Genomic DNA, 24380 nt, shown 5'->3' on the forward strand with positions numbered 1-24380 from the left:
CTTTGGATATTGTCGTGTCTTAGAGCCGGAAGAGGCCGGGAAGCGGTTGACCCGCAAACCTGCGCTGTCCGTCAGGCGTGGACCTTATAGCGCAGTGCGACGGCGCCATTGCCTATCGCCTCCGCTGATATCAATGAGAGTTGTGTCTTGCCTGCCAGCCCCCCGTCAAATGTGACGACCGGCTGACCACCACTTCCATCCAGGGTCGGAGCGACGAGAAGATAGAACTCGTCGATCAGCCCAGCGGCAAAGAAGGCACCGTTGATCGCGGCTCCGCCTTCCAGAAGCAGCTTGCGGATGCCGAGTTCACTTTCCAGCACATCCAGTGCTGCGGGCAGATCAATCTCGGCGGAAGGCGAGACGATGTAGGAGATTCCGTCGGCTGCGAGTTCCGCCAGGTGCGAGTCCGGCACTGCGCTGCCGAGGATGACGACTATATGGTCGCCATCGATATCCGGCCGCGTGAAATGCAGCTTGCCCGAGGTATCAAGCGCGATCGCGTAGTTGTTTGCCCTTCGATCGGCAAAATGGTTTGGCCGATCCACCGGGCCTACCGATTTCGGCGGATGCGCTTCTCCCTTTGCCATTTCGGCCATGGTCACGCGACCGACGATCCAGGCATCGCCCCGGAGGTCTTCGTGCGCCTTCTGGTAAAGAGCCGTCCATTCCTTGCGGCCGCCATCGGGGCTGTCCGTCCATTTGCTTGGGTGCAGGCCGCCGTCGAGGGATGACATCATCAGACAGACGATTTCCGGTTTCATGGCAATTCCTTTCCGGCTGGTGAGGCAGGCAAGTCAGAACTTGATCGAGAGATGGCCATTGTCAGCAATGACAACGGTTGCATCGGCATAATGTTCGAGCTCGGGATGGCCCTGCAATGAATGTTTGTGGCCGGCGGCCGTGATGACCAGGACATCGGATCCGGCCGCGATTCCGGCCTTCACGCCGGCTTCGACGTCTTCGAAGACCAGGCATTCATGCGTAGAGAAGCCAAGCTTTTCGGCGCCGAGGATATAGCATTGCGGGTCGGGCTTGCCGATCGTCACATCTTCCGCCGTGACGATAGCCGGCGGCATCGGCAGTCCGGCCGCCTCGAGCCGGCGCTCGGCGAGGCGACGCGGTGAGGAGGTGACGATCGTCCACCGGTTCGGCGGCAGCGACGCCAGAAAATCGGCAGCACCCGGAAGTGCCACGACGCCTTCGACATCGCGGATTTCCTCTTCGGTGATTTCGGCTGCTTCCGCTTCCGCATCGACACCCGGGAGGTTCAGCCGCCTGATCGTGTCGATACCGCGTGATCCATGCATCGTGGGCAGGAATTGTTCGACATCCAGCCCATGACGCTCGGCCCAGCGTCCCCAGACGCGCTCTGCTGATGCAGTTGAGCTCAAGATCGTGCCATCCATATCGAACAGGAAGGCGGCATATTGTTTGGAACTATCAAATCGGGAGGACATCCGGAAACACCGTAGGAGGGATCTGCACGCCATCAGCCAATGAAAAATGCGGCAGGTCAAGTCGCCTGCAAAATTTCAGGAAGGCTTGATGCAACACCGTTCCTGTCACATCGTCCGGCTCCTGTTCGTCATGGTCTTGGGCATAACGCGACAAGGAATAGGGCAATGAACGAGAAGAACTGGCTGGCCGATGAATTCGAAGCGAACCGGGCGCATCTGCGCGCCGCCGCCTACCGCATGCTCGGCTCACGCGCGGAAGCGGATGATGCGGTGCAGGAGGCCTGGCTGCGTCTCACGCGGTCGGACAGAACGGGCGTCGATAACCTGTCCGGCTGGCTGACGACAGTGGTGGCGCGCATATGCCTGGACATGCTGCGCTCGCGCAAGACGCGGCGCGAAGAGCCGCTGGAGCTGCCGGTGCATGGCGCGATCGCCGATATCGGCAGCAATCCGGAGCGTGAAGCAGCTTTTGCCGATTCGGTGGGAATCGCCCTGCTCGTCGTGCTGCAAACTCTTTCGCCCGCTGAGCGCGTCGCCTTCGTGCTGCACGACATGTTCGATCTGCCATTCGAAGACATTGCCGCCGTTATCGGCCGCAGTGCGGCCGCCGCGCGGCAGCTTGCAAGCCGCGCAAGACGCCGGGTGAGCGGGCAGGCGGAAACGCCCGAAGTCGATCTCGCACGCAGGCGAAGCATAGCCGAGGCCTTCCTGAGTGCCTCTCGCAACAGTGATTTGGAGGGCCTGATCGCTGTGCTCGCACCAGAGGCCGTCTTCCGGCCGGATGCCGCCGCCGCCCGGCTTGGCAATGTTGTCCCGCTTCATGGCGCAGAGGCTGTCGCCAAAAGCTTCAAAGGGAAGGCGAGGTCAGCAAAGGTCGCGCTTGTCGACGGTGAAATCGGCGTGGTGGTCTTCATCGAGGGCCAGCTGCGTATTGTGCTGGCACTGGGTTTCGATGGCGACAGGATCTCGACGGTCGACGCGATTGCCGATCCGGATCAACTGCGTGATATCGGCTATTCGATTTTTGAAGGCTGAACGATTGCAAAAGCAAATTTCCGCTGAAAGGCGACCCTGATCAGGCGCCTTTCAGGCATTTCACAAGACGTACAGATATGAGTTCGCGGGGCTGATGGGGTGATGTTCCAGCGCCTCCCGCAGGCACGTCTCTGCATGTTTGCTACAGTAAATTACCTTCCGGGCTAAAGCACTTCGCGAGATAGCAGCACAAGCTATTCATTGAGTGGAGGCGTATGATTCGCGCAGAAGTTGGTGGTCGCTCATGGGCGGTCGTTGCGGCGATGCTGTTGTCGGTGACCACCTTTACATCCGCAGGCGCCCAGAGCCTGAGTTTCGGTCCGACGGGCGGCGGTGGTTCTGGTACCTGGGATAGTGCCACCGTCAATTGGTTCAACGGCTCTGTGGCCGTGCCGTGGGCTAGCGGAGGGACCGCCATATTTGGCGGGACCCCCGGCACTGTGGCCGTAAACGGTACGGTTTCAGTGGGAGGCGTAACTTTCGATTCCAGTGGCTACACGATCACCGGCGGCACGCTAGCCCTGACCGGAGCCACGCCGACGATCACGACGAATGCCGGCGTTTCGGCGACGATCAGTTCCGCGATCTCCGGCTCCGCCACATTGGTGAAATCAGGAGCGGGAGCGCTCACTTTTTCGGGGGCCAAGACTTACACGGGGGCGACTATCGTTGATGCCGGACAGCTGGTTCTGAGGAATCCATCCGGCTTTGTTTCCCCAACCACGGTCAATTCCGGCGCCACGCTGACGTTCACCGGCACCACGAGCGTGACGACCGCCGCCCCCATCACGCTCAACGACGGCGCGACACTGGAACACGTCAATCCATCGGGCTACGTACAGTTGACTGGGGCCGTGACCAGCACCGGCAACACGTCGATAAATGTCAACACCATCGGCACCGGGCGGGGATTCTACCTGGACGGTGGTTTGAAGGGCAGCGGGACGGTCACCATCAACGCCGCCAGTGCGGGCAACGCTGTAATCCTGCGCAACAACAACAGCACTTTCAGCGGCACGCTGGTTGTCAACGGCATCGCCAGTGCCACCGCCGGCGCGGGTAGCGGTCTGGCCCTCGCGGGACTAGCCACGAGCAATGCGCTGATCAATACCAATGTCGTGCTCAACGGCACCATCGAATTGGCCGACCAAGGCATGGGTTCCGGGTTTGGCACAGCCATCTTCAATATGGGATCGCTGTCAGGCAGCGGTATCATGGTCGCCAATCGCAATCCGATCGGCAACTTCGGTGCGACCATTGTGCTGGGAAACACCAACGACAGCGGCCTGTTCAGTGGCAGCATTGTCCGCGGCAGCGGCAGGACCAATGTGGTCGGTGTCACCAAGGTGGGCACCGGCACCCAGATCTTCAGCGGCGCGAACAGCTATACCGGTGTGACGAACGTCAATGCCGGGGTTCTCAACATCAGGAACAGCTCCGCACTGGGCTCGACCGTCGCCGGGACCAATGTGGCGTCAGGAGCCGCATTGCAGATTGAGGGCGGCATAACCGTCGGTGCTGAAGCACTGACCCTCAATGGCACCGGGATTGCAAATGACGGTGCGCTGCGCAACATATCCGGCGTCAATTCCTATGGCGGCCCGATCACCCTGGGCAGCGCCGTGCGCATCAATTCCGATGCGGGCGTGCTGACCCTGGGCACTATCATGGGCCCGGGTCAGAACCTCACGCTCGGTGGTGCTGGAAACGTCAGTGTTACAGGCGTCCTGGGCATTACCAGCGGCACGCTGACCAAGGATGGGAGCGGCACCGCGATCCTGTCGGCGACGAACACCTACACCGGCGCAACGATCATCAACGGCGGCACCTTGCAGGCGGGGGCGGCTGCGGGCGGAAGGGCCTTTGGCACACTTTCGGCGGTGACGCTTGCCGACGTGGCGGGCACCACTCTGAACCTCGATGGCTTCGATCAGACTATCGGCTCGCTCAGCGGCGGCGGCACGACCGGCGGCAACGTGACGCTCGGATCGGGCACCCTGACCACGGGCGGCAATGGCACGAGCACCGCTTTCGGCGGTGTCATCAGCGGCGCCGGCGCGTTTGTCAAGGTCGGATCGGGTACGCAGATACTCACCGGTACCAGCACTTATAGTGGCGGCACGACGATTTCCGACGGCGCGCTGCAACTCGGAAACGGCGGCACCTCCGGCTCCATCATTGGTGATGTCATCAACAGCGGTGCACTGATCTTCGACCGCGCCGACAGCTACACATTCAGCGGCCTGATCTCGGGCAACGGTTCGGTCGACCAGATCGGCGCAGGCACAATGATCCTCACAGGGAGCAACACCTATACGGGACCGACGTCGGTCGCCGCCGGAAGCCTGATCGTCAATGGCGACCAATCCGGCGCGATCGGGCTTACGACGGTGGCAAACGGCGCCACGCTCGGCGGGACGGGCACGATCGGTGGCGACGTCAGCGTGGCGAACGGCGGCATCATCGATCCTGGCAATCCCGGTTCCGTTCCCGGAACGCTCACGATCAACGGCAATCTCGCCCTCAGCAACAGCTCCAACCTGAACTACAATTTCGGGCAGGCGAACGTGGTCGGCGGTGCCTTCAACGATCTCACCAAGGTCGGTGGCGATCTGACGCTCGACGGCACGCTCAACGTGACCCAATCCGCCGGCGGCAGTTTCATGCCAGGCATTTACCGCGTCATCAGCTACGACGGCACGCTCGCCAACAACGGCCTTGCCCTCGGCACCATGCCGACCGGCAACTTCCTTGTTCAGACCTCGGTCGACAAACAGGTCAACCTGGTCAACGCCACAGGCATCACGCTCAATTTCTGGGATGGACCGGGCGGCACTTCCAACGATGGCAGCATTCATGGCGGCGACGGCGTCTGGCGGTTGACCGACAACGATCACTGGACCAACGACACCGGCCTGATCAATGCGCCTTATTCGAACGGTGCCTTCGCCGTGTTCGAGGGCCAGTCCGGAACCGTGTCCGTCGACAACGGCAACGGTCAGATCCAAGCCTCCGGCATGCAGTTTGCGACCGATGGCTATGTCATCGACGGTCAGCCCCTGACGCTGGTCGGTGGTTCATCCATCGTCCGTGTCGGCGACGGCACGCTCGATGGGGCGAACATGACGGCGACCATCGTGTCGGCGCTTGCCGGCTCCTCCACGCTGGTCAAAGCCGATCTCGGCACGCTGGTGCTGTCGGGCCTCAACACCTATACCGGCGGGACGAGTGTCCAGGGCGGCACGCTGCAAGTCTCGGCCGATGCGAACTTCGGTGATGCCGCTGGTGGCATAACCCTCGACGGCGGCACGTTGCACAGCACCAGCTCCTTCGAGAGCAACCGCGGCGTAACCTTGGCGAGCACGGGCACCTTCCTCACCGACGCCGGCACGGTCCTCACCCTCAATGGCAACCTCAATGGCGCAGGCGGCTTCGCCAAGACCGGCACCGGTACGCTGCTGCTCAACGGAACCTCATCTTATGGCGGCGCCACCACCGTCACGGAGGGCACGCTGCAAGCCGGATCGGCAGGAGCATTCAGTCCGTCTTCAGCCTTCTCCGTCGGGGCCGATGGCACGCTCAACCTTGCCGGTTTCGATCAGACGGTTGCGTCGCTGACCAACGCCGGGACGGCGATGATGTCCGGCAGGCCGGGCACGACCCTGACGGTCACCGGCAATTACGAGGGCGCCGGCGGCACGCTTATCCTGAACACGGTCCTGGGCGCAGATGGCTCTGCGACCGACCGACTGGTTGTCGGCGGCAACACCGCGGGCAACACCACCCTGCGTGTCGCCAATGTCGGCGGCGGTGGCGCGCAGACCGTGAACGGCATCAAGGTCGTCGACGTCGGCGGCGCATCCAACGGCACGTTCTCCCTTCAGGGCGATTACGTTTATAAGGGCGATCAGGCCGTCGTCGGCGGCGCCTACGCCTACCGGCTCTACAAGGGCGGCGTCAGCACACCGGCCGATGGTGACTGGTATCTGCGTTCCGCCCTCACTCAGGATCCGAGCACTCCGCTCTATCAACCGGGCGTGCCGCTCTATGAGGCCTATGCCGGTTCGCTGCAGACCTTCAACAGACTCGGTACGCTGCAGCAGCGTGTCGGCAACAGAACTTGGATTGCTGGCGGCGAGGAACGCGCCCGAGAGGATGGCAACGACGACTCCAGCGGCATCTGGGCGCGTTTCGAAGCAGGTCATGCCGACTTCGAACCTGGAACCTCGACCAGTGGCAGCGATTATGATGCCACCACGTGGAGGCTGCAGACCGGCGCCGATGGCCTACTGCACGAGAACGACTTTGGACGTTTGATCGCGGGTGCGTCCTTCCATTACGGCAGGATTTCCTCTGACGTCACATCGGTCTATGGCAATGGCAATATCGATACTACCGGCATCGGACTTGACGGAACGCTGACCTGGTACGGCAATGCCGGCTTCTATGTCGACGCTCAGGCGCAGGTGACATGGTATGGCAGCGATCTTTATTCCACCACCGCGACACGCAGCCTCGTCAACGACAATGACGGCATGGGTTATGCCCTTGGCATCGAAGCCGGTCAGCGCATCGCGCTCGACAGCACCTGGGCGCTGACGCCACAGGCCCAGCTCACCTATTCCTCGGTACGGTTCGACGACTTCACCGATCCTTTCGCCGCCGATGTCGCGCTCGACAGGAGCCGGAGCCTTGTGGGCCGCCTCGGGTTGGCTGTTGAGCGTGAGGTCGAATGGCAGGAAGCGGACGGCAAGACGGCCCGCTCGCATCTATATGGTATTGCCAATCTCTATCACGACTTTGCCGACGGCTCCCGAGCCGAGGTGGCCGGAACGCCGTTCACAAGCGAAAACGATCCATGGCGCGGCGGCGTCGGCCTCGGTGGATCAATCAACTGGTCTGATGACAAATACTCGCTTTATGGCGAGGCGCTGGCGAGCACGAGCCTGCAGAACTTCGGCAACAGCAACAATGTGAGCGGTACCGTCGGTTTTAGGGTGCGGTGGTGAAGACCAACGGCATCCGCGCGAGGCTGTGTTTTCGACTCTTGTCAGGTCCATTGCTTCCTCAAGGCTTGTGAACGATTTGTCTGTACGTTTCTTCCATCTGCAACTGAAAGCTCTCAAATGGGTTCCGTTCGCCAACTCCTCACTTTCGCCCTATCGACCTTTGTCTGCTCATACGCTGTTGCCCAAGAGGTCAGCCTCCCTGGCAATGCGTCATCGTTAAGCGAAACCCACGCCAGTTGGACGGTCCAATGCGTGATTGCGTCAGCAACGGACGGTTCCAAAGCGAAGCAATGTGCCCTCTCGCAGCAACAGATTGAGCAGAAGACCGGGCAGAGGGCGCTTGCGATTGAACTAACCGCCGATAACGGAATCGCTAAAGGAAATCTTGTCCTTCCGTTTGGTCTCGACCTCCAGAAAGGCGTTTCCCTGCAGATTGATGACGGAGCAACGGGGGCAACTCTGCAATTTCGAACCTGTCTTCCGGCAGGATGCCTAGTCGATGTCATGTTTGACGCGAAAATGATAACGTCACTCAAGTCTGGCACCACGCTCAAGGTAAGAGCAACTCCGCTCGGTGCGCGCGAAATTACCTTTTCGATAGCTCTTTCTGGCTTCGCCAGTTCCTATGAGCGTGTCGTGGAGCTTCTTAAGACATAGGGGTAGCATTGCTGCTCGCAGGAAATGCGCCACGGATTGCCGGCTCGTTACGCGTCGCGCTATCCGGCACAGTCAATGCCGTGCCGAATTCTTCGATCATCCCGCCGCCATCGACGGTTGCTCGGTTCTCTTCATCGATGTCTTTGGCGAATAGGCAGACAAGCATTCCCTTCGCCGCCGGCTTCTGATCGCTGCCATGCATATCAGCGTCGGAATCGAGGTGGTCGTCGCAATCGGAGATCGAGGCAGGTGCTTAGTGGTTGCGCCAGCCCATCAGCTTTTCGATGCGCTCCGCCGAGCTGCGCACCTGGGCAGTGTAGTGGCTCTCGTCCGAGAAGGCCTTCTGCTCCGGCAGAACGATGGAAATGGTGGCGACGCACTGGCCCTCACGATCGCAGATCGGCGAGGCGATGCAGGCGACGGCATAATCGGATTCGCCGGCCTGGATCGACAGGCGCGATTCGAAGGCCTTGCCGGCGGATTCAGATAGTGTGACGGGATCGATTTCGGCGCGACCCGTCGGTGAGGAGCGGGCGCAACGCTTGAAAAGTTCGACGCGTTCGTCTTCCTGCAGGTGGCCGACCAGCAGGCGGCCGGACGCCGTCCAGTTGAGGGGGACGCGGGTGCCGACACGCGACGCGACCTGGAAATGGCTGGGCCCATCGGCCATCGCGAGCACCAGCATATAATCACCGTCGCGACCGCAGACCTGAACGGTTTCACCAGCCTGCCGGCAAAGGTCGTGCATTTCATGCGTGGCGACGCTCATGAAGTCGAGCGAGCGGGCATAGGCAAGGCCGTAGTGATAGAGTCGTGATCCGAGCCAGATCGAGCCGTCGGACTGGCGCGTGAGCATGTTCTTTTCGACGAGGTCGTCGACAATGACGTAGACGGTCGAAAGCGGTGCCTTCACAGCCTTGGCGATGGCATAGACGCCAGCCGGCGAACCCGTCTCGTAAAGATGGTCGATCACCTGCAGCGCGCGGTCGATCCCGCTGACGCGGGCACGACGCGTGCTTTTGGTGCTGGTTTCTTCAGCCGCGCCTTCATCTTCGGAGTAGATTGCGGGTGATGTCTTTCCGTCCAAATCAACGTACCTCTGCTATCATGCGAACCTGTTACATTACTATGGCATAGATGCTTGAGAAGCAAATCGCAAAATCTTCGGATGCCAAAATCGCTGGCCGGTCACCGCAGGGCCACTTATCGACGCGAAAAATTCATAGCATAACCAGGGCTGGACTGAGGAAAATTCGAGAAGTTGATGCCGATTGTCGAAGGTGGCACAGGCACCAGATCAGCTCCGGACCAACAAGCCGCAGCACGCGTTTTGTTCCATCGGGGCAGATACCGGCTGATTGGTGCAGGCTATGTCTTCGGCCAGCGTTACGATCTGCTGTGGCAAGCCGGCGGCCCTCGCTGGCGGCGAGCCTCGATGATCACGGGGCTGACAGGGACGTCTTAAGAACTTGCCTTTTCGGGAAGGTATATCGCAAGGGCTGCCGCCTGTTGATAGCGGCAGCCCGTCTGGGGCAGGGCTTAACCCCAGTGCCGATCGGACCTTGTGAGGCCAGCGGTCAAGTCAGCCGAAGCAGGGCATCGCCGGCAGATTGGCGCGGCTGGCAAAGGACCCGATCATCTCGCTCGCCGTGGAGGGACGCGGCTCGCGTTTATGGGCGGCCGTCTCAAGGAGTTGCTTGAAATCGTCAAGTTTCACGCCATCGGCGCGCAGCACCATGGCAATCAGCGGATCGCGAAGGGCTTCGGAAATGGTCAAATCTTCTCTGGTTTTTCTCATGGTACTGTCCTCCTTTCGTGGGCGGTCGCCCGTGTTCCACTCCTCGTGCCAAGTGCTCCTAGCATTGACTTCGGCGAAGAGTGGTGTTACCGGTAAGTAACAATACATTTGTTACCGATCGGTCACATCGATGTCAAGGACTTGGTCCGCGAAAAAATCAGAAACATTGACTGAAATCTCCGCAGCCGCTTCAGATGATCGAATCCCCCCGCGGGAGCGTATTGTCTCGACGGCTTCGGAGCTCTTCCGCGAGCGCGGCATTCGCGGCATCGGCGTCGATGCCATCGCGGATGCAGCTGCTACCAACAAGATGACGCTCTACCGTCATTTTGGCTCCAAGGATGAGCTCGTGTGCGAAACTTTGCGCCGAGCCTCCGAAAAGGCTGAGAAAATCTGGCGCGACCTCGAACTCGCCCATCCTGGCGATGCGCGCGGCCAGCTTCTTGCCTGGGTGGAAAACCGGGCGCACTGTCTGGCCGGCGAGCCCGCAGGTTGCGATCTCGCCAATGCCGCCATCGAACTGAAAGGCGAAGGCCATCCGGCGCACGAACTGATCGAGCGCCATAAGACCATGCAGCGCAACCGGCTCGCGGCTCTTTGCGTGGCCGCCGGTGCGCGTGAGCCCGAACTTCTTGCCGACACGCTGACGCTGCTGCTCGAAGGCGCACGTGTCACCCGCCAGGCCATGGCGGATGGGGGCTGTTCCTGCCATTTCGAGAAAGCCTGCAGCGTGGCGATTTCGGCCTTTGGCTAACTTCGCCTAGTAGGGAACCTTCGCGTTGCGTGGCCGTTTCTGCTGATCTGGAGCGATCTGGAGGCAGAGATGAATTACGCTTATCTCCGGCGCCTATATGCCAGACGTGCAGAGCTTGAAGCGAAGCTCGAACTTCATGACGCACGTTACTGCTTTGGCGAAGAGGAAGTGGACGACGGCACGAAAACAGACTTGAATCAGCGCATCGAGGAAATCTCCAAAGAGATTGCGGCGCTGGAGCGTTCACCCGGCTAGTTGTTGCCGGCGCTTAAAATCGAAATTGTCCGTTCGTCGAATTTTCCATGGTAGAAATGATCGATCACCTTGTGAAAAGGCGAGCCGTGGTCGCTGACCGCGGCAAACAGCGTCATCGATGAACGCAGCTTCAGATCATCAGGGGAGCCCATGATATCGTGAGCGCTGCGGTCAATGACCGAGAGGATTGCCTCGACGCAGCGCAAGAGGCGGCTGCCGAGGATCGGGTCGGAGAGATAGGCCGAAGCTTCCTCTGCGGAGCGGATCGCGTACTTCTCTGCCATAGAGGACGTCCCGAGGCCGGCAATTTGGGGGAAGACGAACCACATCCAGTGTGACCGCTTGCGGCCGGCTTTCAGCTCTGAAAGAGCCTGTTCGTATATGCCGTTCTGCGCTTCGATGAAGCGATGGAGGTCGTAATCTACGTCACCGGCCATGGCTCTTTCCCTTTTTTATGCTTCGAATGCACGTCAGACGAAAGATTCCATGCCCGGCGAAAATCGCTGGCTCTTAGCAGACCTTGTCTGCGTAGGGGCTCGTTTCACGGCAATGGCCGTACCGCTGATGATGCGGCACCAGGCTATCACCCGGAGATGCTGGCTCTTCTATGGCCGAGGTTGTCATCGGATCGGTCGCTGATGTCTGGGCCGACGGTGCTGTGAAGCCTACAAAGCTCAGCAATACGAGGGCACCCACGACCACGATCCGCTCCAGGACCGACAGCTTCTGTGCGCTGACGTGGTCGGCGTAGTCGCGTTCAGCTTCGCCGTAGCTCACGTCCTCCTTCACATGCTGGTGCACCATATCCTGGTGGCCAGAGGTCCAAGTTTCAGATTGTGTCATTTCGAGTCTCCTGCAGTGCACGGGATGCGACTTGGGAAGGCAAGCTAATGGATCGCCTGTTCGCTTCCTGCGTGCAGCACCGCATGTGTGTCTTAATTGCGGTAAATTGAAGAGGGCTAAATCAAACTCAGTGTTCACAAAATCGTACTAATCGTCGTGAAAAGCCGCGCAAGGGCTGGTCCGGCGAAATGATAGGCGGTAAATCCTCTGTGATTTCCACAGGACTCTCCCCATGGCCCCTTCTTTCGGTGCGATGTCGATCGCTCAGCTTTCCCTCCTCATCCAGGGCGGCAAGGCCGATCCGGTTGATGTTGCAGAAGCGATCTTCGATGGGATCGGGCAATATGCGGACAAGGCGGTTTTCACGGTATTGTTGCGCGAGCGGGCGATGCAGGAGGCTCGTGCGTCCTCGAAACGTATCCGTGATGGCCGCTCGCTCGGTGCCCTCGACGGTATTCCGATCGCATGGAAAGATCTTTTCGATATCGAGGGCTTGGCAACCACCGCCGGCTCGATAGTTCTGGCCGACAACACACCGGCAAGTCAGGATGCAGCGATCGTCGCCACGCTGAAGAATGCCGGCTTGGTGGGCGTCGGCCGCACCAATATGAGCGAGTTCGCTTTCTCCGGCCTCGGCATCAACCCGCATTATGGCACGCCGGAAAATCCCCACAGCAAGGATGAGCCGCGTATTCCCGGCGGATCTTCGTCCGGCGCCGGTGTGGCCGTCGCCGCCGGCCTGGTGCCGGTCGCCATGGGTACGGATACGGGAGGCTCGGTACGCATTCCAGCAGCCCTCAATGGCATTGTCGGCTACAAGGCGACGCGCGGGCGTTATGCCATGGAGGGCGTCTACCCGCTGGCGACCAGCCTCGACTCGCTCGGCCCTCTCTGCCGTTCCGTGCAGGACGCTGTCTGGATCGATGCCGCCATGCGCGGGCTGACGGCGCCGACAGTCACCCGGCAGTCGCTGAAGGGCGTTGAGATCGTCATTCCCGGGAATATCGTGTTTGATGGCCTAGGTTCGGGCGTAGCCGAAGCCTTTGAAGGCGGCGTGGAACGGCTGCGCGCTGCCGGCGCGCATATCAGTCCGATCCATATTCCAGCCTTTGAAGAAATCCTGGCGCTGCTGGCAAAACACGGCGCTCTCGTCACTGCCGAGGCCTTTGCTCTCCATCGCGAACGGCTGGCAGGGCCAGAGGCGATGCGGATGGATCATCGGGTGGTCTTGCGCACGCGACTCGGCGAGAAAACCAGTATGTCGGACTATATAGCCCTCCTTGCCGGGCGCACGCGACTGATTGCCGAAGTCGAGCAGCTTGTCGGCAACCGCTTCATCGCCTTTCCTTCTGTTGCCCATGTGGCGCCGCCGATTGCAGCACTCGAGCGCGACGACGAGCTTTTCTTCGCCACGAACGTCAAGACGTTGCGCAATACCATGTTCGGTAATTTCCTGGACTGGTGCGGCGTTTCCATTCCCTGCGGCAGGGGCGAAGCGGATATGCCGGTCGGATTCCTTCTGTCGGCATCGGCAAATCACGACGACGAACTGCTTGCCGTTTGCCTCGCAGCGGAAGCCGTCATTCGTGGAGACCGGATCTAGGCGATTGCGGCTTGATGCAGGGCGCTATTCTTGCCAAACTCCTCCCGAGGAAACGGGAGGAGATGAAAGGTGCAGGCTTTGCAGAACGGGCCGTTTGCGGTTTCCACATGGTCGCTTCACCGGATGCTGGGTGCGACCTATCCCCACAGTCCCGATCCGCAAAAAAGCGCTGCACGACAGGAGCCTTATGGGCGGGGCACAGTAAGCCTGCTCGAAGTGCCGCGCATGCTTGCCGAGCGCGGGCTTGGCCGGCTTGAGGTCTGCTCGTTCCATCTGCCGAGCCTCGACGCTTCCTATCTCGCCGAATTTCGCGATGCGCTGAAGGCCTCCAATATCCTCTTCCAGACCCTGCTCGTCGAAGATGGCGATCCCAGCAATCCGGAGACGGCGGAGCGTGACATCGGCTGGATTGCCGGCTGGATCGATATCGCAAAGGCACTCGGCGCCGAGCGCATTCGCGTTATTGCTGGCAAGCAGCAGCCGAATGAGGAGAACCTTGCGCGTTCCGCACGGCATCTGAAATGGCTTGCCGGGCAGGCAGAGGGAAGCGGCGTGCGCGTTGTGACCGAAAACTGGTTCGCTCTTCTGCCTTCGCCAAAGGAAATGAACTGGTTGCTCGACGAACTCGACGGCAAGATCGGCCTCAATGGCGACCTCGGAAATTGGGCGGCACCTGCGAAATATGAGGGGCTGGCGAATATCATGCGCCGCGCCGAAATCTGCCATGCCAAGGCCGAATACAACGCCTCCGGGCTTGATGCCGCAGACTACCGCCATTGCCTGGAAATGTGCGAAAAGGCAGGCTACGCCGGACCCTACACACTGATCTACGACTCACCGTTCTTTACGGATGAGTGGGATGGGATCCTGTTGCAGAAACGCTTCATCGAGGAATTCCTTGAGGGTGCACCGGCGCGCCGGACTGCCTAAGCCCGCTCCAGCCTGCTCTTCTCCCGCTTGCGCCAGTCCTTCGGCGTCTCGCCCGCATGCTTGAGAAAAAAACGGGAGAAATAGGCCGGGTCGGCAAAGCCCAGCCGATAGCTGATCTCCTGGACGCTTGCTAGCGTGAAGACGAGTTCGCGCCTGGCTTCGTCAACCAGTTTGCCAGCAATCAGGTCGTGCGCGGTCTTTCCGGTCATCGAGCGGACTATACGGTTGAGATGGGTCGGTGAAATGCCGATTTCCTTGGCGTAGAATGAAGCCGGCCTGTGCGAGCGGAAATGCTGCTGGATAAGACCGGTCAATCGCTCCATTCGTCGTTCGTTTTCATCGGCAGGGAACTGGCTGACATCTTCCTGGTAGGAGATTCTCGCTGTCAGCCGCAGTGCTAGAGCGACATAGGAGGCGAGAAGCTCGCTGCGACCACTCCTGCTGTTGCAGTATTCCTCTCCAAGCCGCTTCAGGCTCTGCACGAGATAGGCCGCGTCGGGATCTTCGGGATCGAGCGCTGTGAGATGCGGCATGGCAAGCCATTCGCCGAGTCTGCTGCGGTCTCCGGGAAGATGGCTGAGATTTGCACTCAGCATCGTGATGACCAAGCCATCGATATCTTTCGAAAAGCGGAAGCCGTGGTCGAGCCCGGGAGGGACAGTCACAACCGCCGGCGGCTGGATGGCGTAGGTTCGATCTCCGAAAATTGCATCGCCCGTGCCGGCATCGATGTATAATATCTGAAAGAAACTCGTGTGCCGATGCAGCTTTATTTCCCAATGGTGCAGGCTGCTCCGTGAGGGGATGGTTTCGCAGTGCAGCCAGAAATCGGGTCCTTTGCCCGATGTCTCGCCGTAGAGCTCATAAGTCGGCACATGTCTCGTCATGGGTTTCCTCCCGTTCCCATGTTCGCTTTGTGCAATTTTTCGGTGGGAAAGTCCATTGCCGCATAGGAGGTGGCAGGTCAGAGTTTAGCAAAAGACAAATTGCGGGGAGGAAGCAATTGCGCACCCAAATCGCCATCATCGGCTCGGGGCCATCAGGTCTGCTGCTCGGTCAGCTGCTGACGGGTGCGGGCATCGACAATGTCATCCTCGATCGTGTCGGCAAGGATTATATCCTCGGACGCGTTCGCGCCGGCGTTCTGGAAGAAGGTACGGTCCGCCTGCTGGAAGAGGCGAAGTCGGCTGGGCGCCTGCACGCCGAAGGCTTGCCGCATGATGGCTTTTCGCTGGCTTTCGACGGGCGCGATCATCGCATCGATCTCCACGGCCTGACCGGCGGCAAACGCGTGACCGTCTATGGCCAGACTGAGGTGACGCGTGATCTTATGGTCGCGCGGGAGGCAAGCGGCCGGCTCACGATCTATGACGCCGCCAATGTGACGCCACACGACTTCAATGGTGCGCCCTATGTGACCTATGAGAGGGACGGCGTCGCCCACCGCATCGACTGCGATTTCATCGCCGGTTGCGACGGCTTCCACGGCGCAAGCCGCAGGGCGGTTCCGGAAAAGGCAATCAGAACCTTTGAAAAGGTCTATCCTTTCGGCTGGCTTGGCCTGCTTGCCGATGTCGCGCCTGTCAATCACGAGCTCATCTATGCCAACCATCCGCGTGGGTTTGCACTCTGTTCCATGCGCTCCGCGACCCGCAGCCGCTACTACATCCAGTGTTCGCTCGATGAAAAGGTTGAGGACTGGAGCGACGATCGTTTCTGGGACGAATTGCGCCGCCGCTTGCCGGCCCATCACGCTGAAGCGCTGAAGACTGCGCCCTCTTTCGAAAAGTCGATCGCGCCGCTCCGCTCCTTCGTGGCCGAGCCAATGCGTTTCGGCCGGCTTTTCCTTGTCGGCGATGCCGCCCATATCGTGCCGCCAACCGGCGCCAAGGGTCTGAACCTTGCCGCAAGCGACGTTCATTATCTTTTCGAAGGCTTGAGCGAGTTCTACTGCGATCGTTCGAGCGCCAGCATCGATGCCTATTCGCAGAAGGCGCTTGCCCGCGTCTGGAAGGCCGTGCGCTTCTCCTGGTGGATGACGACGATGATGCATCGTTTTCCGGATACCGGTGATTTCGATCAGAAGATCCAGGAGGCGGAACTCGACTATCTCACCCATTCCCGCGCCGCCTCGACGGCGCTTGCGGAAAACTACGTCGGATTGCCGTTCTGACGGAATGATTTAAGACCGGTGCAACGCCATGGAGGGCGGCACCTTTGATACAGGGAGGAACTTAAATCGTGAAAAAACTCGTTATGGCCGCAGTCGCGGCGCTATTCCTCGGCGGAACTGCCTATGCCGATACGATCAAGGTCGGCGTAATCGGGCCGTTCTCCGGTCCGTTTGCTTTGCAGGGCAAGAACTTCAAGGCCGGTATCGATGCCTATATGGCGCTGAACGGCAACAAGGTCGGCAATGACACGGTCGAAATCGTTTATCGCGACGTGCCGCAAGCCGATCCAGCCCAATCCAAGGCGCTGGCGCAGGAACTGATCGTCAAGGAAAAGGTTCAGTATCTCGCCGGCTTCTATTTCACGCCCGACGCCATGGCAGTGACGCCGATCCTCAAGCAGGGCAATGTGCCGATGGTGATCATGAACGCCGCGACCTCGGCGATCGTCACCAAGAGCCCGCTCGTCGTGCGCACCTCCTTCACCACCTGGCAGACCTCGACGCCGATCGCCAAGGTCGCATTCGATTCCGGCGTCAGGAAGGTAATCTCCGTCGTCAGCGATTACGGCCCGGGTATCGATGCCGAAAACGCCTTCAAGGCCGGCTTCGAAAAGGCCGGGGGCCAGGTGGTCGAGGCGATCCGTATGCCGCTTGCGACCAACGACTTCAGCCCGATCATGCAGCGCATCAAGGATTCTGGCGCACAGGGCGTATTCGCCTTCCTGCCCTCGGGTCCGACGACACTCGGCTTCGTCAAGGCGTACAATGAAAACGGCCTGAAGGCTGCCGGCATCAAGTTCTTTGCGCCTGGCGACCTGACGCAGGAATCCGACCTGCCGGCGCTCGGCGATGCAGCGCTGGGTATTCAGACGACCTTCCACTATGCCGTTTCGCATGACTCTCCGGAAAACAAGGCATTCGTCGATGCGGCCACCAAGGCGATCGGCAACAAGGCAGAACTGTCGTTCCCGGCCGTGAGCGCCTACGACGGCATGTACGTCATCTACAAGATGATTGAGGCGACCGGTGGCAAACAGGATGCGCAGAAGGCCGTCGATGCGGTGAAGGGTCTCTCCTGGACGAGCCCGCGCGGCCCGGTTTCCATCGATCCGGAGAGCCGTCATATCACGCAGAACATCTACCTGCGCGAAGTCGCCAAAGCCGATGACGGGACCTACATCAACAAGGAGGTCCAGACCTTTGAAAAGCAGGGCGACCCGGGCCTTGCCGCTGCAAAGTAAGGACCATCGACTTCGAAAGGGACATACGACGGACCCGGCGGCATCTGCCGCCGGCTTCCGACGGGGTCCACCGCATCAAAGCAGGGTAATTCCATGCAGACAGTTTTCAGCATAGCCGTGGATGCGCTTGCCTATGGCATGGTGCTCTTCGTCATTTCGATTGGTCTGTCGGTGACGATGGGGTTGATGCGCGTCGTCAACCTGGCACATGGCGCCTTCGCGATGATCGGCGGTTATGTGGCCTCCTACGTCGCCCGCGACCTGGGGCTCGGTTACGCGGTCGCGATCGTTGCGGCGGTTGCAGCGACCATCATCATCGCCATTCCGATCGAGCGTTTCCTCTATCGGCGGATCTATGGCGCCCCGGAACTGACGCAGGTCCTGATGACGATCGGTATCACCTTCTGCGTCATCGGTATTGCCAACTATCTCATGGGGCCGACGCTGAAGACCATTCCGCTTGCTGCCGCGTTGCAGGGATCGGCCGATCTGGGTTTCCGCACCATTCCTATCCACCGGCTCTTTGCTATCGTCTGCGGCCTTGCCGTCGCGCTCGGGCTCTGGTTCGTGATCGACAGGACGGGTTTTGGCGTGAAGCTGCGCGCCTCGGTCGATAATGCGGCCATGGCCGCCGCACTCGGGGTGCGCACCGAGATCATCTACGCCGTGAGCTTTAGCGTTGCAGTCGGCCTTGCCGCGTTCGGCGGCGTCGTCGGCGCAGAACTGCTGCCGGTCGAGCCCTATTATGCGCTGCGCTACATGGTGACTTTCCTCGTCGTCGTCTCGGTCGGCGGTGCAGGCTCGATCCCCGGCGCTCTGATCGCCTGCCTGCTGCTCGGCGCGATCGATACAACAGGACGTTATCTCATGCCGGAATTCGGCGAATTCTTCTTCTATCTCGCGGTTATTGCCATCATCTGCATCTTTCCGCGTGGCCTTGCCGGGAGGGCGAAATGACACTCGCCATGCATGACAAGGAAATTCTTGTCCAGCGCCGCCGCAGTGCGTTGAGCCGCGATCTCTCGGGCATTGCCGTCATCATCGTTGCCGCCCTCATCGGCTATTTTGTCTTTCCCGACAATCTGGCCCTGCTGACCCGCATTATCGCCATTGCGCTTCTGGTTCTGTCGCTTGATCTCGTCACCGGTTATGCCGGCATCGCCACGCTCGGCCATGCGGCACTGTTCGGCTCTGGCGCCTATGTTGCCGGTATTCTGTCGGCCCATTACGGGATCAATGATCCGTTGCTGATGACGGTGGCAGGATTGATCGGCGGGGCGCTCGCCGGCCTTCTCTGTGGCGCCGTTATTCTTCGCGCCCATGGTCTGCCGCAACTCGTGCTGTCCATCGCACTCATCAACCTGTTCCATGAATTCGCCAACAAGGCCTCTTCCTGGACCGGCGGCAGCGACGGTCTCTCGGGGATTTCGCCCGATCCGATCTTCGGTATATTCGAGTTCGATCTATACGGCCACACGGCCTATGTGTTCGGCGTCGCGTTGCTCTTGATCGTCTTCGTGCTGTTGCGCTTGCTCGTGCGCTCGCCCTTCGGCATGCTCTGCCGAGGCATCAAGGAAGATCCTTTGCGTATTCGCGCCATGGGTGCTTCGCCGAAGGCGGCGCTTGCGAAGATGTATGTGATTTCGGGCGCAGTGGCGGGTGTCGGCGGCGCTCTGAACGCGATCTCCACACAGGTCGTCGGCCTCGATAGCCTGTCGTTCACCCAGTCGGCCGAGGCGCTGGTCATGTTGGTGCTCGGCGGAACGGGTTCGCTCTTCGGTGCGCTGTCGGGCACTGTCATCTTCATGCTCTTCGAGGATTATGTCTCGGCCGCCAATCCGTTCCACTGGCTGACGATGATCGGTGCCTTGCTGATCGCGGTCGTACTCTTTGCACCCAGGGGGCTCTACGGTACCGCCGTAGACTTCATCGGCCGCCGCAAGGAGGCCCTTCCGTGAGCGCCGTTTTCGAAGTCGCCCATCTGAAGAAGGCGTTCGGCGGCCTGACCGTCACCAATGATGTCTCGCTTTCCATGTCGCCAGGCGATCGCATCGCGTTGATCGGCCCGAACGGTGCCGGCAAGACGACTTTCGTCAATCTCGTTACCGGCAATCTGGCGCCTGATTCCGGCGAGGTGCGCCTCGCGGGCGAAACGGTGACGAAAGTGGATGCGATCGGTCGGGTGAGGCGAGGGCTCGTACGTTCGTTCCAGGTTACACGCCTGTTCCAGGACATGACGCCTGCCGAGCATGTCGCGCTTGCTGTCTTGCGCCGGAAAGGGCGCATTGGCCGCCTTATCGGTAATTTTCTGGCCATGCCTGACGTCATGGCCGAGGTTGACGAATTGCTCGACACGCTTGGTCTTGGACCGCTCATGCATCGCAAAGTCGCGGAAATCGCCTATGGTCAACAGCGGCTTCTGGAAATTGCGCTGGCGCTTGCGCTCAAGCCCAAGGTGCTGCTGCTCGACGAACCGGCGGCCGGCGTACCGCAAAGCGATACGGGTCGGATCGAACAGGCGCTGGACGGTCTTCCGGCCGATCTCGCCGTATTGATGATCGAGCATGACATGGATCTCGTCTTCCGTTTCGCCAAGCGCGTCATCGTGCTGGCCGCCGGCGCGATCATTTTTGACGGTGCGCCTGCCGAAGTGACGAAGGACGCGCGTGTCCGGGAGGCCTATCTGGGGAGCTATGCCGATGCCAGCCATGTCGCTTGAGGTCGAAAATCTCACGTCGGGCTATGGCCCGACAAAGGTGCTGGAAGATGTGTCCTTCTCGGCGCCTTCGGGCTGTCGTCTCGCCGTGCTCGGACGAAACGGCATGGGCAAGACGACGCTGCTCGCAACACTGGCTGGCCAGACGAAACGCTATGGGGGGCGCATACGGCTTGGCGAGGCGGATCTTACCGATGCACCGAGCGCTACGCGTGCGCATCACGGCCTCGGTTATGTGCCGCAGGCGCGCTGCATCTTTCCAACGCTGACGGTTGAGGAAAATCTGTTCGTCGGCCTCAAGAGGCGCCCGAAGTCGGCGCTGGAGGAGGCCTATGCGATGTTTCCGCGGCTGAAGGAGCGGCGCAAGAACCTGGGCAACCAGCTCTCCGGTGGCGAACAACAGATGCTTTCGACAGCGCGCACCATTCTCGGTCAACCATCCGTGCTGTTGCTTGACGAACCGCTCGAAGGGCTGGCGCCTGTCATCTGCGAGGAACTGATGGCCGCCTTTGCGGAGCTCGCCAAGGCCGGCGACATGTCGATTCTGCTCGTCGAGCAGCGCATCCAGAGTGCTCTCGATTTTGCCGATCGCGTCATCATCCTCGAGCGCGGGCGGCTTGCCTGGAGCGGCACGCCGGCGGAACTGTCAGCCGATCACGACACCGTAGAACGCCTGCTCGGGGTTGGCGGATTGCACTGATCACCAGGGGCTTTGGCGGAACGGGCGCGCCCAGCGTGCCGGCCAGCCGCAGATAGGCTTCCTTCGACGGCTAGGTATGGCGACCGACAATCTCGACGAGTTTTTCACGATCGCCCTTTTCCATATATTCGATCATCAGCCCGTGCTCCTCGCGGGCGCGGTTGACGAGCCTTTCATCGGCGATCGCGTGGAAGCGGATCGCATGGGCGCGTGGGGCAAGCGCGTCGATCTGCTCGGCCAGATGAGCAGGACGACGGCGACGATGATGATTGGCGTCGATATCGGGATCATCAGCCACTGGAGGATCCGCAGAAGCCCGCGCCATCGATGCGCGTCGCCGTGAAGAATTCGACCGGAGGCTGGAATAGTAGTTGCGGGAAAACAGCTCTGGTACCAGGATGAAAGCAAGATCGCCGACAGGCAGAAGTCGCAATGTATCACGAGGAAATCAAGATCGGAGATGCGGCTAGTGCGTGTTAGTTCGTCGCCCCCGACGAGCCGGATGATTACCAGGTAGATGATGCTGATCGATGGCGGCCTCATCTGACGATTACTTGAGGTCTCCATGAACGCCAATGCCAATCCGCTTCGCCGCTACCGCATCGCCTCCGTTCCGGGCGATGGCATTGGCCCCGAAGTCATCGCCTCCGGCCTCGAAGTGCTTGAGGTGTTGGCTGCCCGCAGTGGCGCCTTCGCGCTCTATATCGATCGCTATGACTGGGGCAGCGAGCGCTATCGCAAGACCGGAGCCTTCATGCCGGACAACGCCTTGTCTCTGCTGAAGGAGGCCGATGCCATTTATTTCGGCGCGGTCGGCGCGCCTGACGTGCCCGATCATGTAACGCTCTGGGGCCTGCGCCTGCCGATCTGCCAGCGCCTCGATCAATACGCCAATATTCGCCCGACCCGCATCTTCCCCGGCGTCAAAAGCCCGCTGAGGGATGTCGAGGAAGGCGATCTCGACTGGCTGATCGTGCGCGAAAATTCCGAAGGCGAATATTCCGGTCACGGCGGCCGCGCCCATATCGGCTTGCCGGAGGAAGTGGCGACCGAGACCTCAATCTTCACGCGCCGTGGCATCGAGCGCATCATGCGCTTTGCCTTCCGCGAGGCGCAGAAGCGACCGCGCAAACTGCTGACCGTCGTGACCAAGTCCAACGCCCAACGCCACGGCCTTGTCCTATGGGACGAGATCGCAGCCGAGGTCGCAAAGGATTTCCCTGACGTCACCTGGGACAAGGAACTGGTCGATGCCATGACCTTCCGCATGGTAGCAAAGCCGAAAAGCATCGATACGATCGTCGCGACCAATCTCCATGCCGACATTCTCTCCGATCTCGCTGCCGCACTTGCCGGCTCGCTCGGTATCGCACCGACGGGCAATATTGATCCCGAGCGGCGCTTCCCTTCGATGTTCGAGCCGATCCATGGTTCGGCCTTCGATATTACCGGCAAGGGTATCGCCAACCCTGTCGCAAGCTTCTGGACGGCATCGTTGATGCTGGAACATCTCGGCGAGGCGGCCGCGGCAAAGATATTGATATCGGCGGTGGAACAGGTCTGTGCCGCCGGCATTCTCACTCCAGATCTTGGTGGCAAGGCAACCACAGCGGATGTCACCCGCGCCGTATGCGAAGCGCTGCGAGGATCGAACTTCGCCCCCAATGACGAGAATATTCCGGCCGTCTGATTCCGGCGGCTCGTTTCATGGAAGGTATCCAGTCATGATCAACAGACTTTCGGGCTACAAGCTCCGCCGCCCGGCGCTTTTCCGCGAAGCAAATTATATCGGCGGCCAGTGGGTGCAGGCCGATAGCGGTCGCACCTACAACGTCACCAATCCCGCCACCGGCGAGGTGATCGGCACCGTGCCGGCCATGAGCGCGGTCGAGACGAACCGTGCGATCGATGCCGCCTACAAGGCGCAGAAGGCGTGGGCAGCGCTGACGGCCGAACAGCGCGCCAACCACCTCTGGAAGCTCGCCGAGTTAATGCACGAGAACCTTGAGGACCTTGCGGCAATCATGACGATCGAGCAGGGCAAGCCGCTCTCGGAAAGCCGCGGCGAAATCGTCTATTCCGCAAGCTTCATCGAGTGGTTTGCCGAAGAGGCAAGGCGCGTCTACGGCGATACGATTCCCTCGCCCGTTCCGGGCCGCCGTCTCATTGTTCAGAAACAGCCGATCGGCGTTTTCGCGGCGATCACGCCTTGGAATTTCCCCTCGGCGATGATCACACGCAAGGCCGGTCCCGGCTGGGCGGCAGGCTGCACTGGCATCCTCCGTCCGGCGAGCCAGACGCCCTATTCGGCGCTGGCGCTCGCTGTGATGGCGGAAGAAGCAGGCTTTCCGGCCGGTGTATGCAATGTTATCACCGGCCCTTCGTCAGAAACGGGGCCTGCAATCACCGGCAGCCCCAAGGTGCGCAAACTGACCTTCACCGGCAGCACGGCCGTCGGCGCAAAGCTGCTCGCCGAATGCGCACCCACCATCAAGAAGACCAGCATGGAGCTCGGTGGCAACGCACCCTTCATCGTCTTCGACGACGCTGATCTCGACGAGGCGGTCAAGGGCGCCATAGGCTCCAAGTTCCGCAATACCGGGCAGACCTGCGTCTGCGCCAACCGCATTCTTGTACAGGACAAAGTGTATGACGCCTTCGCCCACAAGCTCGCAGCAGCTGTTGCCGAACTGAAGCTCGGCGATGGCATGGAGGAGGGTGTCACCCTCGGTCCGCTGATCGATGAAGCTGCGGTCAAGAAGGTCGAAACGCATGTCGAGGATGCCGTCAAACACGGCGCGAAAATCGTGTCCGGTGGTAAGCGCGATCGGCGCGGCGGCAATTTCTATCTGCCCACCATCCTCTCCGATGTCTCCCGCGACGCGGAAATCTTCTACGACGAAACTTTCGGTCCGGTCGCCCCGCTTTTTCGCTTCAAGACGGAAGAAGAGGCGATCGATATGGCGAATGATACGCCCTTCGGTCTCGCCGCCTATTTCTACGCTCGCGACGTCGGCCGCATCTTCCGGGTTGCCGAGGCCCTGGAATTCGGCATTGTCGGTATCAACGAGGGACTCATCTCGACGGCGGTCGCTCCTTTCGGCGGCATGAAGCAGTCCGGCATCGGCCGGGAAGGTTCGAAATACGGCATTAAAGAGTTCCTCGAGGTCAAATACATGGCCATTGGTGGCCTTTCGAACTGAGGAGAA

General features: G+C 60.5%; 24 protein-coding genes. 15 read left to right on the forward strand and 9 right to left on the reverse strand.

The window, feature by feature from the left end; genetic code table 11:
- Positions 1–71 precede the first annotated feature (71 nt).
- Both EV281_RS24180 and EV281_RS24185 read right to left on the reverse strand, forming a co-directional pair.
- The gene (locus EV281_RS24180; protein WP_132656786.1) at positions 72–761 is read right to left on the reverse strand and encodes a RibD family protein; all 690 of its coding nucleotides are present in this window, start codon (positions 759–761) and stop codon (positions 72–74) included.
- Positions 762–794: 33 nt separating this feature from the next.
- A complete protein-coding gene (locus tag EV281_RS24185; protein ID WP_132656787.1) occupies positions 795–1457 on the reverse strand; it encodes an HAD-IA family hydrolase in 663 nt (220 codons plus the stop codon).
- Positions 1458–1622: 165 nt separating this feature from the next.
- Between EV281_RS24185 and EV281_RS24190 the strand changes: the two genes are divergently transcribed.
- From EV281_RS24190 to EV281_RS24200, 3 genes are all read left to right on the forward strand, one after another.
- Positions 1623–2492, forward strand: a complete 870-nt coding sequence (locus EV281_RS24190; protein ID WP_132656788.1) for a sigma-70 family RNA polymerase sigma factor — start codon at positions 1623–1625, stop codon at positions 2490–2492.
- Between the two features lie 215 nt (positions 2493–2707).
- Positions 2708–7501, forward strand: coding sequence for an autotransporter outer membrane beta-barrel domain-containing protein (locus tag EV281_RS24195; protein WP_132656789.1), 4794 nt, complete (start codon positions 2708–2710; stop codon positions 7499–7501).
- Positions 7502–7618: 117 nt separating this feature from the next.
- The gene (locus EV281_RS24200; protein ID WP_132656790.1) at positions 7619–8158 is read left to right on the forward strand and encodes an invasion associated locus B family protein; all 540 of its coding nucleotides are present in this window, start codon (positions 7619–7621) and stop codon (positions 8156–8158) included.
- On the opposite strand, the gene EV281_RS24205 is transcribed toward EV281_RS24200, so the two are convergent.
- The 3 genes from EV281_RS24205 to EV281_RS24215 all read right to left on the reverse strand — a co-directional run bounded on the left by EV281_RS24205 (position 8148) and on the right by EV281_RS24215 (position 9956).
- Positions 8148–8360 carry a hypothetical protein gene (locus tag EV281_RS24205; RefSeq protein ID WP_132656791.1) on the reverse strand — a complete coding sequence of 71 codons (213 nt, stop codon included), beginning with the start codon at positions 8358–8360 and terminating at the stop codon, positions 8148–8150. The two genes, EV281_RS24200 and EV281_RS24205, sit on opposite strands and share 11 nt — an antisense overlap.
- A 51-nt stretch (positions 8361–8411) precedes the next feature.
- Complete coding sequence (locus tag EV281_RS24210; protein WP_132656792.1) at positions 8412–9245, reverse strand: IclR family transcriptional regulator; 834 nt, start codon at positions 9243–9245, stop codon at positions 8412–8414.
- 495 nt (positions 9246–9740) lie between these two features.
- On the reverse strand, positions 9741–9956 hold the full coding sequence (locus EV281_RS24215) for a hypothetical protein (protein WP_132656793.1): 216 nt from the start codon (positions 9954–9956) through the stop codon (positions 9741–9743).
- Positions 9957–10086: 130 nt separating this feature from the next.
- On the opposite strand from EV281_RS24215, the gene EV281_RS24220 reads away from it, so the two are divergent.
- Positions 10087–10710, forward strand: coding sequence for a TetR/AcrR family transcriptional regulator (locus EV281_RS24220; RefSeq protein WP_132656794.1), 624 nt, complete (start codon positions 10087–10089; stop codon positions 10708–10710).
- Between the two features lie 69 nt (positions 10711–10779).
- Positions 10780–10965, forward strand: coding sequence for a hypothetical protein (locus tag EV281_RS24225; RefSeq protein ID WP_132656795.1), 186 nt, complete (start codon positions 10780–10782; stop codon positions 10963–10965).
- Here the strand turns inward: EV281_RS24225 and EV281_RS24230 are convergent.
- Positions 10962–11402, reverse strand: coding sequence for a DUF1810 domain-containing protein (locus tag EV281_RS24230; protein ID WP_132656796.1), 441 nt, complete (start codon positions 11400–11402; stop codon positions 10962–10964). The genes EV281_RS24225 and EV281_RS24230 overlap by 4 nt on opposite strands.
- A gap of 73 nt (positions 11403–11475) precedes the next feature.
- Positions 11476–11769, reverse strand: a complete 294-nt coding sequence (locus EV281_RS24235) for a hypothetical protein (protein ID WP_132656856.1) — start codon at positions 11767–11769, stop codon at positions 11476–11478.
- Between the two features lie 271 nt (positions 11770–12040).
- On the opposite strand from EV281_RS24235, the gene EV281_RS24240 reads away from it, so the two are divergent.
- Both EV281_RS24240 and EV281_RS24245 read left to right on the forward strand, forming a co-directional pair.
- Entirely contained in the window at positions 12041–13411 is a 1371-nt protein-coding gene (locus tag EV281_RS24240; protein WP_132656797.1) for an amidase, read from the forward strand.
- Between the two features lie 69 nt (positions 13412–13480).
- Positions 13481–14341, forward strand: coding sequence for a TIM barrel protein (locus EV281_RS24245; protein WP_132656798.1), 861 nt, complete (start codon positions 13481–13483; stop codon positions 14339–14341).
- Here EV281_RS24245 and EV281_RS24250 read toward each other — a convergent pair.
- On the reverse strand, positions 14338–15228 hold the full coding sequence (locus EV281_RS24250) for a helix-turn-helix domain-containing protein (RefSeq protein WP_132656799.1): 891 nt from the start codon (positions 15226–15228) through the stop codon (positions 14338–14340). The two genes, EV281_RS24245 and EV281_RS24250, sit on opposite strands and share 4 nt — an antisense overlap.
- 116 nt (positions 15229–15344) lie before the next feature.
- Here EV281_RS24250 and pobA point away from each other — a divergent pair, with 116 nt between their 5' ends.
- The 6 genes from pobA to EV281_RS24280 all read left to right on the forward strand — a co-directional run bounded on the left by pobA (position 15345) and on the right by EV281_RS24280 (position 21171).
- Positions 15345–16514: a 4-hydroxybenzoate 3-monooxygenase gene (gene pobA, locus EV281_RS24255; RefSeq protein WP_132656800.1), complete on the forward strand. Its 1170-nt coding sequence runs from the start codon at positions 15345–15347 to the stop codon at positions 16512–16514.
- A gap of 68 nt (positions 16515–16582) precedes the next feature.
- On the forward strand, positions 16583–17755 hold the full coding sequence (locus tag EV281_RS24260; protein WP_165911947.1) for an ABC transporter substrate-binding protein: 1173 nt from the start codon (positions 16583–16585) through the stop codon (positions 17753–17755).
- Between the two features lie 93 nt (positions 17756–17848).
- The gene (locus tag EV281_RS24265) at positions 17849–18712 is read left to right on the forward strand and encodes a branched-chain amino acid ABC transporter permease (protein WP_132656801.1); all 864 of its coding nucleotides are present in this window, start codon (positions 17849–17851) and stop codon (positions 18710–18712) included.
- Entirely contained in the window at positions 18709–19713 is a 1005-nt protein-coding gene (locus EV281_RS24270; protein ID WP_132656802.1) for a branched-chain amino acid ABC transporter permease, read from the forward strand. Before EV281_RS24265 ends, EV281_RS24270 begins: the two co-directional genes overlap by 4 nt.
- Complete coding sequence (locus EV281_RS24275; protein WP_132656803.1) at positions 19710–20474, forward strand: ABC transporter ATP-binding protein; 765 nt, start codon at positions 19710–19712, stop codon at positions 20472–20474. Before EV281_RS24270 ends, EV281_RS24275 begins: the two co-directional genes overlap by 4 nt.
- The gene (locus EV281_RS24280) at positions 20455–21171 is read left to right on the forward strand and encodes an ABC transporter ATP-binding protein (protein WP_132656804.1); all 717 of its coding nucleotides are present in this window, start codon (positions 20455–20457) and stop codon (positions 21169–21171) included. The genes EV281_RS24275 and EV281_RS24280 overlap by 20 nt, the downstream gene beginning before the upstream one ends.
- 70 nt (positions 21172–21241) lie before the next feature.
- On the opposite strand, the gene EV281_RS24285 is transcribed toward EV281_RS24280, so the two are convergent.
- Positions 21242–21469, reverse strand: a complete 228-nt coding sequence (locus EV281_RS24285) for a hypothetical protein (protein ID WP_132656805.1) — start codon at positions 21467–21469, stop codon at positions 21242–21244.
- A gap of 267 nt (positions 21470–21736) precedes the next feature.
- Here EV281_RS24285 and EV281_RS24290 point away from each other — a divergent pair, with 267 nt between their 5' ends.
- Together EV281_RS24290 and EV281_RS24295 are read left to right on the forward strand one after the other, a co-directional pair.
- Positions 21737–22861: a tartrate dehydrogenase gene (locus EV281_RS24290; RefSeq protein ID WP_132656806.1), complete on the forward strand. Its 1125-nt coding sequence runs from the start codon at positions 21737–21739 to the stop codon at positions 22859–22861.
- A 34-nt stretch (positions 22862–22895) separates the two neighbouring features.
- Positions 22896–24374, forward strand: coding sequence for an NAD-dependent succinate-semialdehyde dehydrogenase (locus EV281_RS24295; RefSeq protein ID WP_132656807.1), 1479 nt, complete (start codon positions 22896–22898; stop codon positions 24372–24374).
- Positions 24375–24380: the final 6 nt, after the last annotated feature.

Source organism: Rhizobium sp. BK418, from assembly GCF_004341105.1.
Taxonomy (GTDB): domain Bacteria; phylum Pseudomonadota; class Alphaproteobacteria; order Rhizobiales; family Rhizobiaceae; genus Rhizobium.

Excerpts from the sequence above, each read along its gene's own strand:
- EV281_RS24180 (WP_132656786.1), bottom strand. The coding sequence starts at position 761 with ATGAAACCGGAAATCGTCTGTCTGATGATGTCATCCCTCGACGGCGGC.
- EV281_RS24185 (WP_132656787.1), bottom strand. The coding sequence starts at position 1,457 with ATGTCCTCCCGATTTGATAGTTCCAAACAATATGCCGCCTTCCTGTTC.
- EV281_RS24190 (WP_132656788.1), top strand. The coding sequence starts at position 1,623 with ATGAACGAGAAGAACTGGCTGGCCGATGAATTCGAAGCGAACCGGGCG.
- EV281_RS24195 (WP_132656789.1), top strand. The coding sequence starts at position 2,708 with ATGATTCGCGCAGAAGTTGGTGGTCGCTCATGGGCGGTCGTTGCGGCG.
- EV281_RS24200 (WP_132656790.1), top strand. The coding sequence starts at position 7,619 with ATGGGTTCCGTTCGCCAACTCCTCACTTTCGCCCTATCGACCTTTGTC.
- EV281_RS24205 (WP_132656791.1), bottom strand. The coding sequence starts at position 8,360 with ATGCATGGCAGCGATCAGAAGCCGGCGGCGAAGGGAATGCTTGTCTGC.
- EV281_RS24215 (WP_132656793.1), bottom strand. The coding sequence starts at position 9,956 with ATGAGAAAAACCAGAGAAGATTTGACCATTTCCGAAGCCCTTCGCGAT.
- EV281_RS24220 (WP_132656794.1), top strand. The coding sequence starts at position 10,087 with ATGTCAAGGACTTGGTCCGCGAAAAAATCAGAAACATTGACTGAAATC.
- EV281_RS24225 (WP_132656795.1), top strand. The coding sequence starts at position 10,780 with ATGAATTACGCTTATCTCCGGCGCCTATATGCCAGACGTGCAGAGCTT.
- EV281_RS24230 (WP_132656796.1), bottom strand. The coding sequence starts at position 11,402 with ATGGCCGGTGACGTAGATTACGACCTCCATCGCTTCATCGAAGCGCAG.
- EV281_RS24235 (WP_132656856.1), bottom strand. The coding sequence starts at position 11,769 with ATGGTGCACCAGCATGTGAAGGAGGACGTGAGCTACGGCGAAGCTGAA.
- EV281_RS24240 (WP_132656797.1), top strand. The coding sequence starts at position 12,041 with ATGGCCCCTTCTTTCGGTGCGATGTCGATCGCTCAGCTTTCCCTCCTC.
- EV281_RS24250 (WP_132656799.1), bottom strand. The coding sequence starts at position 15,228 with ATGACGAGACATGTGCCGACTTATGAGCTCTACGGCGAGACATCGGGC.
- EV281_RS24265 (WP_132656801.1), top strand. The coding sequence starts at position 17,849 with ATGCAGACAGTTTTCAGCATAGCCGTGGATGCGCTTGCCTATGGCATG.
- EV281_RS24270 (WP_132656802.1), top strand. The coding sequence starts at position 18,709 with ATGACACTCGCCATGCATGACAAGGAAATTCTTGTCCAGCGCCGCCGC.
- EV281_RS24280 (WP_132656804.1), top strand. The coding sequence starts at position 20,455 with ATGCCAGCCATGTCGCTTGAGGTCGAAAATCTCACGTCGGGCTATGGC.
- EV281_RS24290 (WP_132656806.1), top strand. The coding sequence starts at position 21,737 with ATGAACGCCAATGCCAATCCGCTTCGCCGCTACCGCATCGCCTCCGTT.
- EV281_RS24295 (WP_132656807.1), top strand. The coding sequence starts at position 22,896 with ATGATCAACAGACTTTCGGGCTACAAGCTCCGCCGCCCGGCGCTTTTC.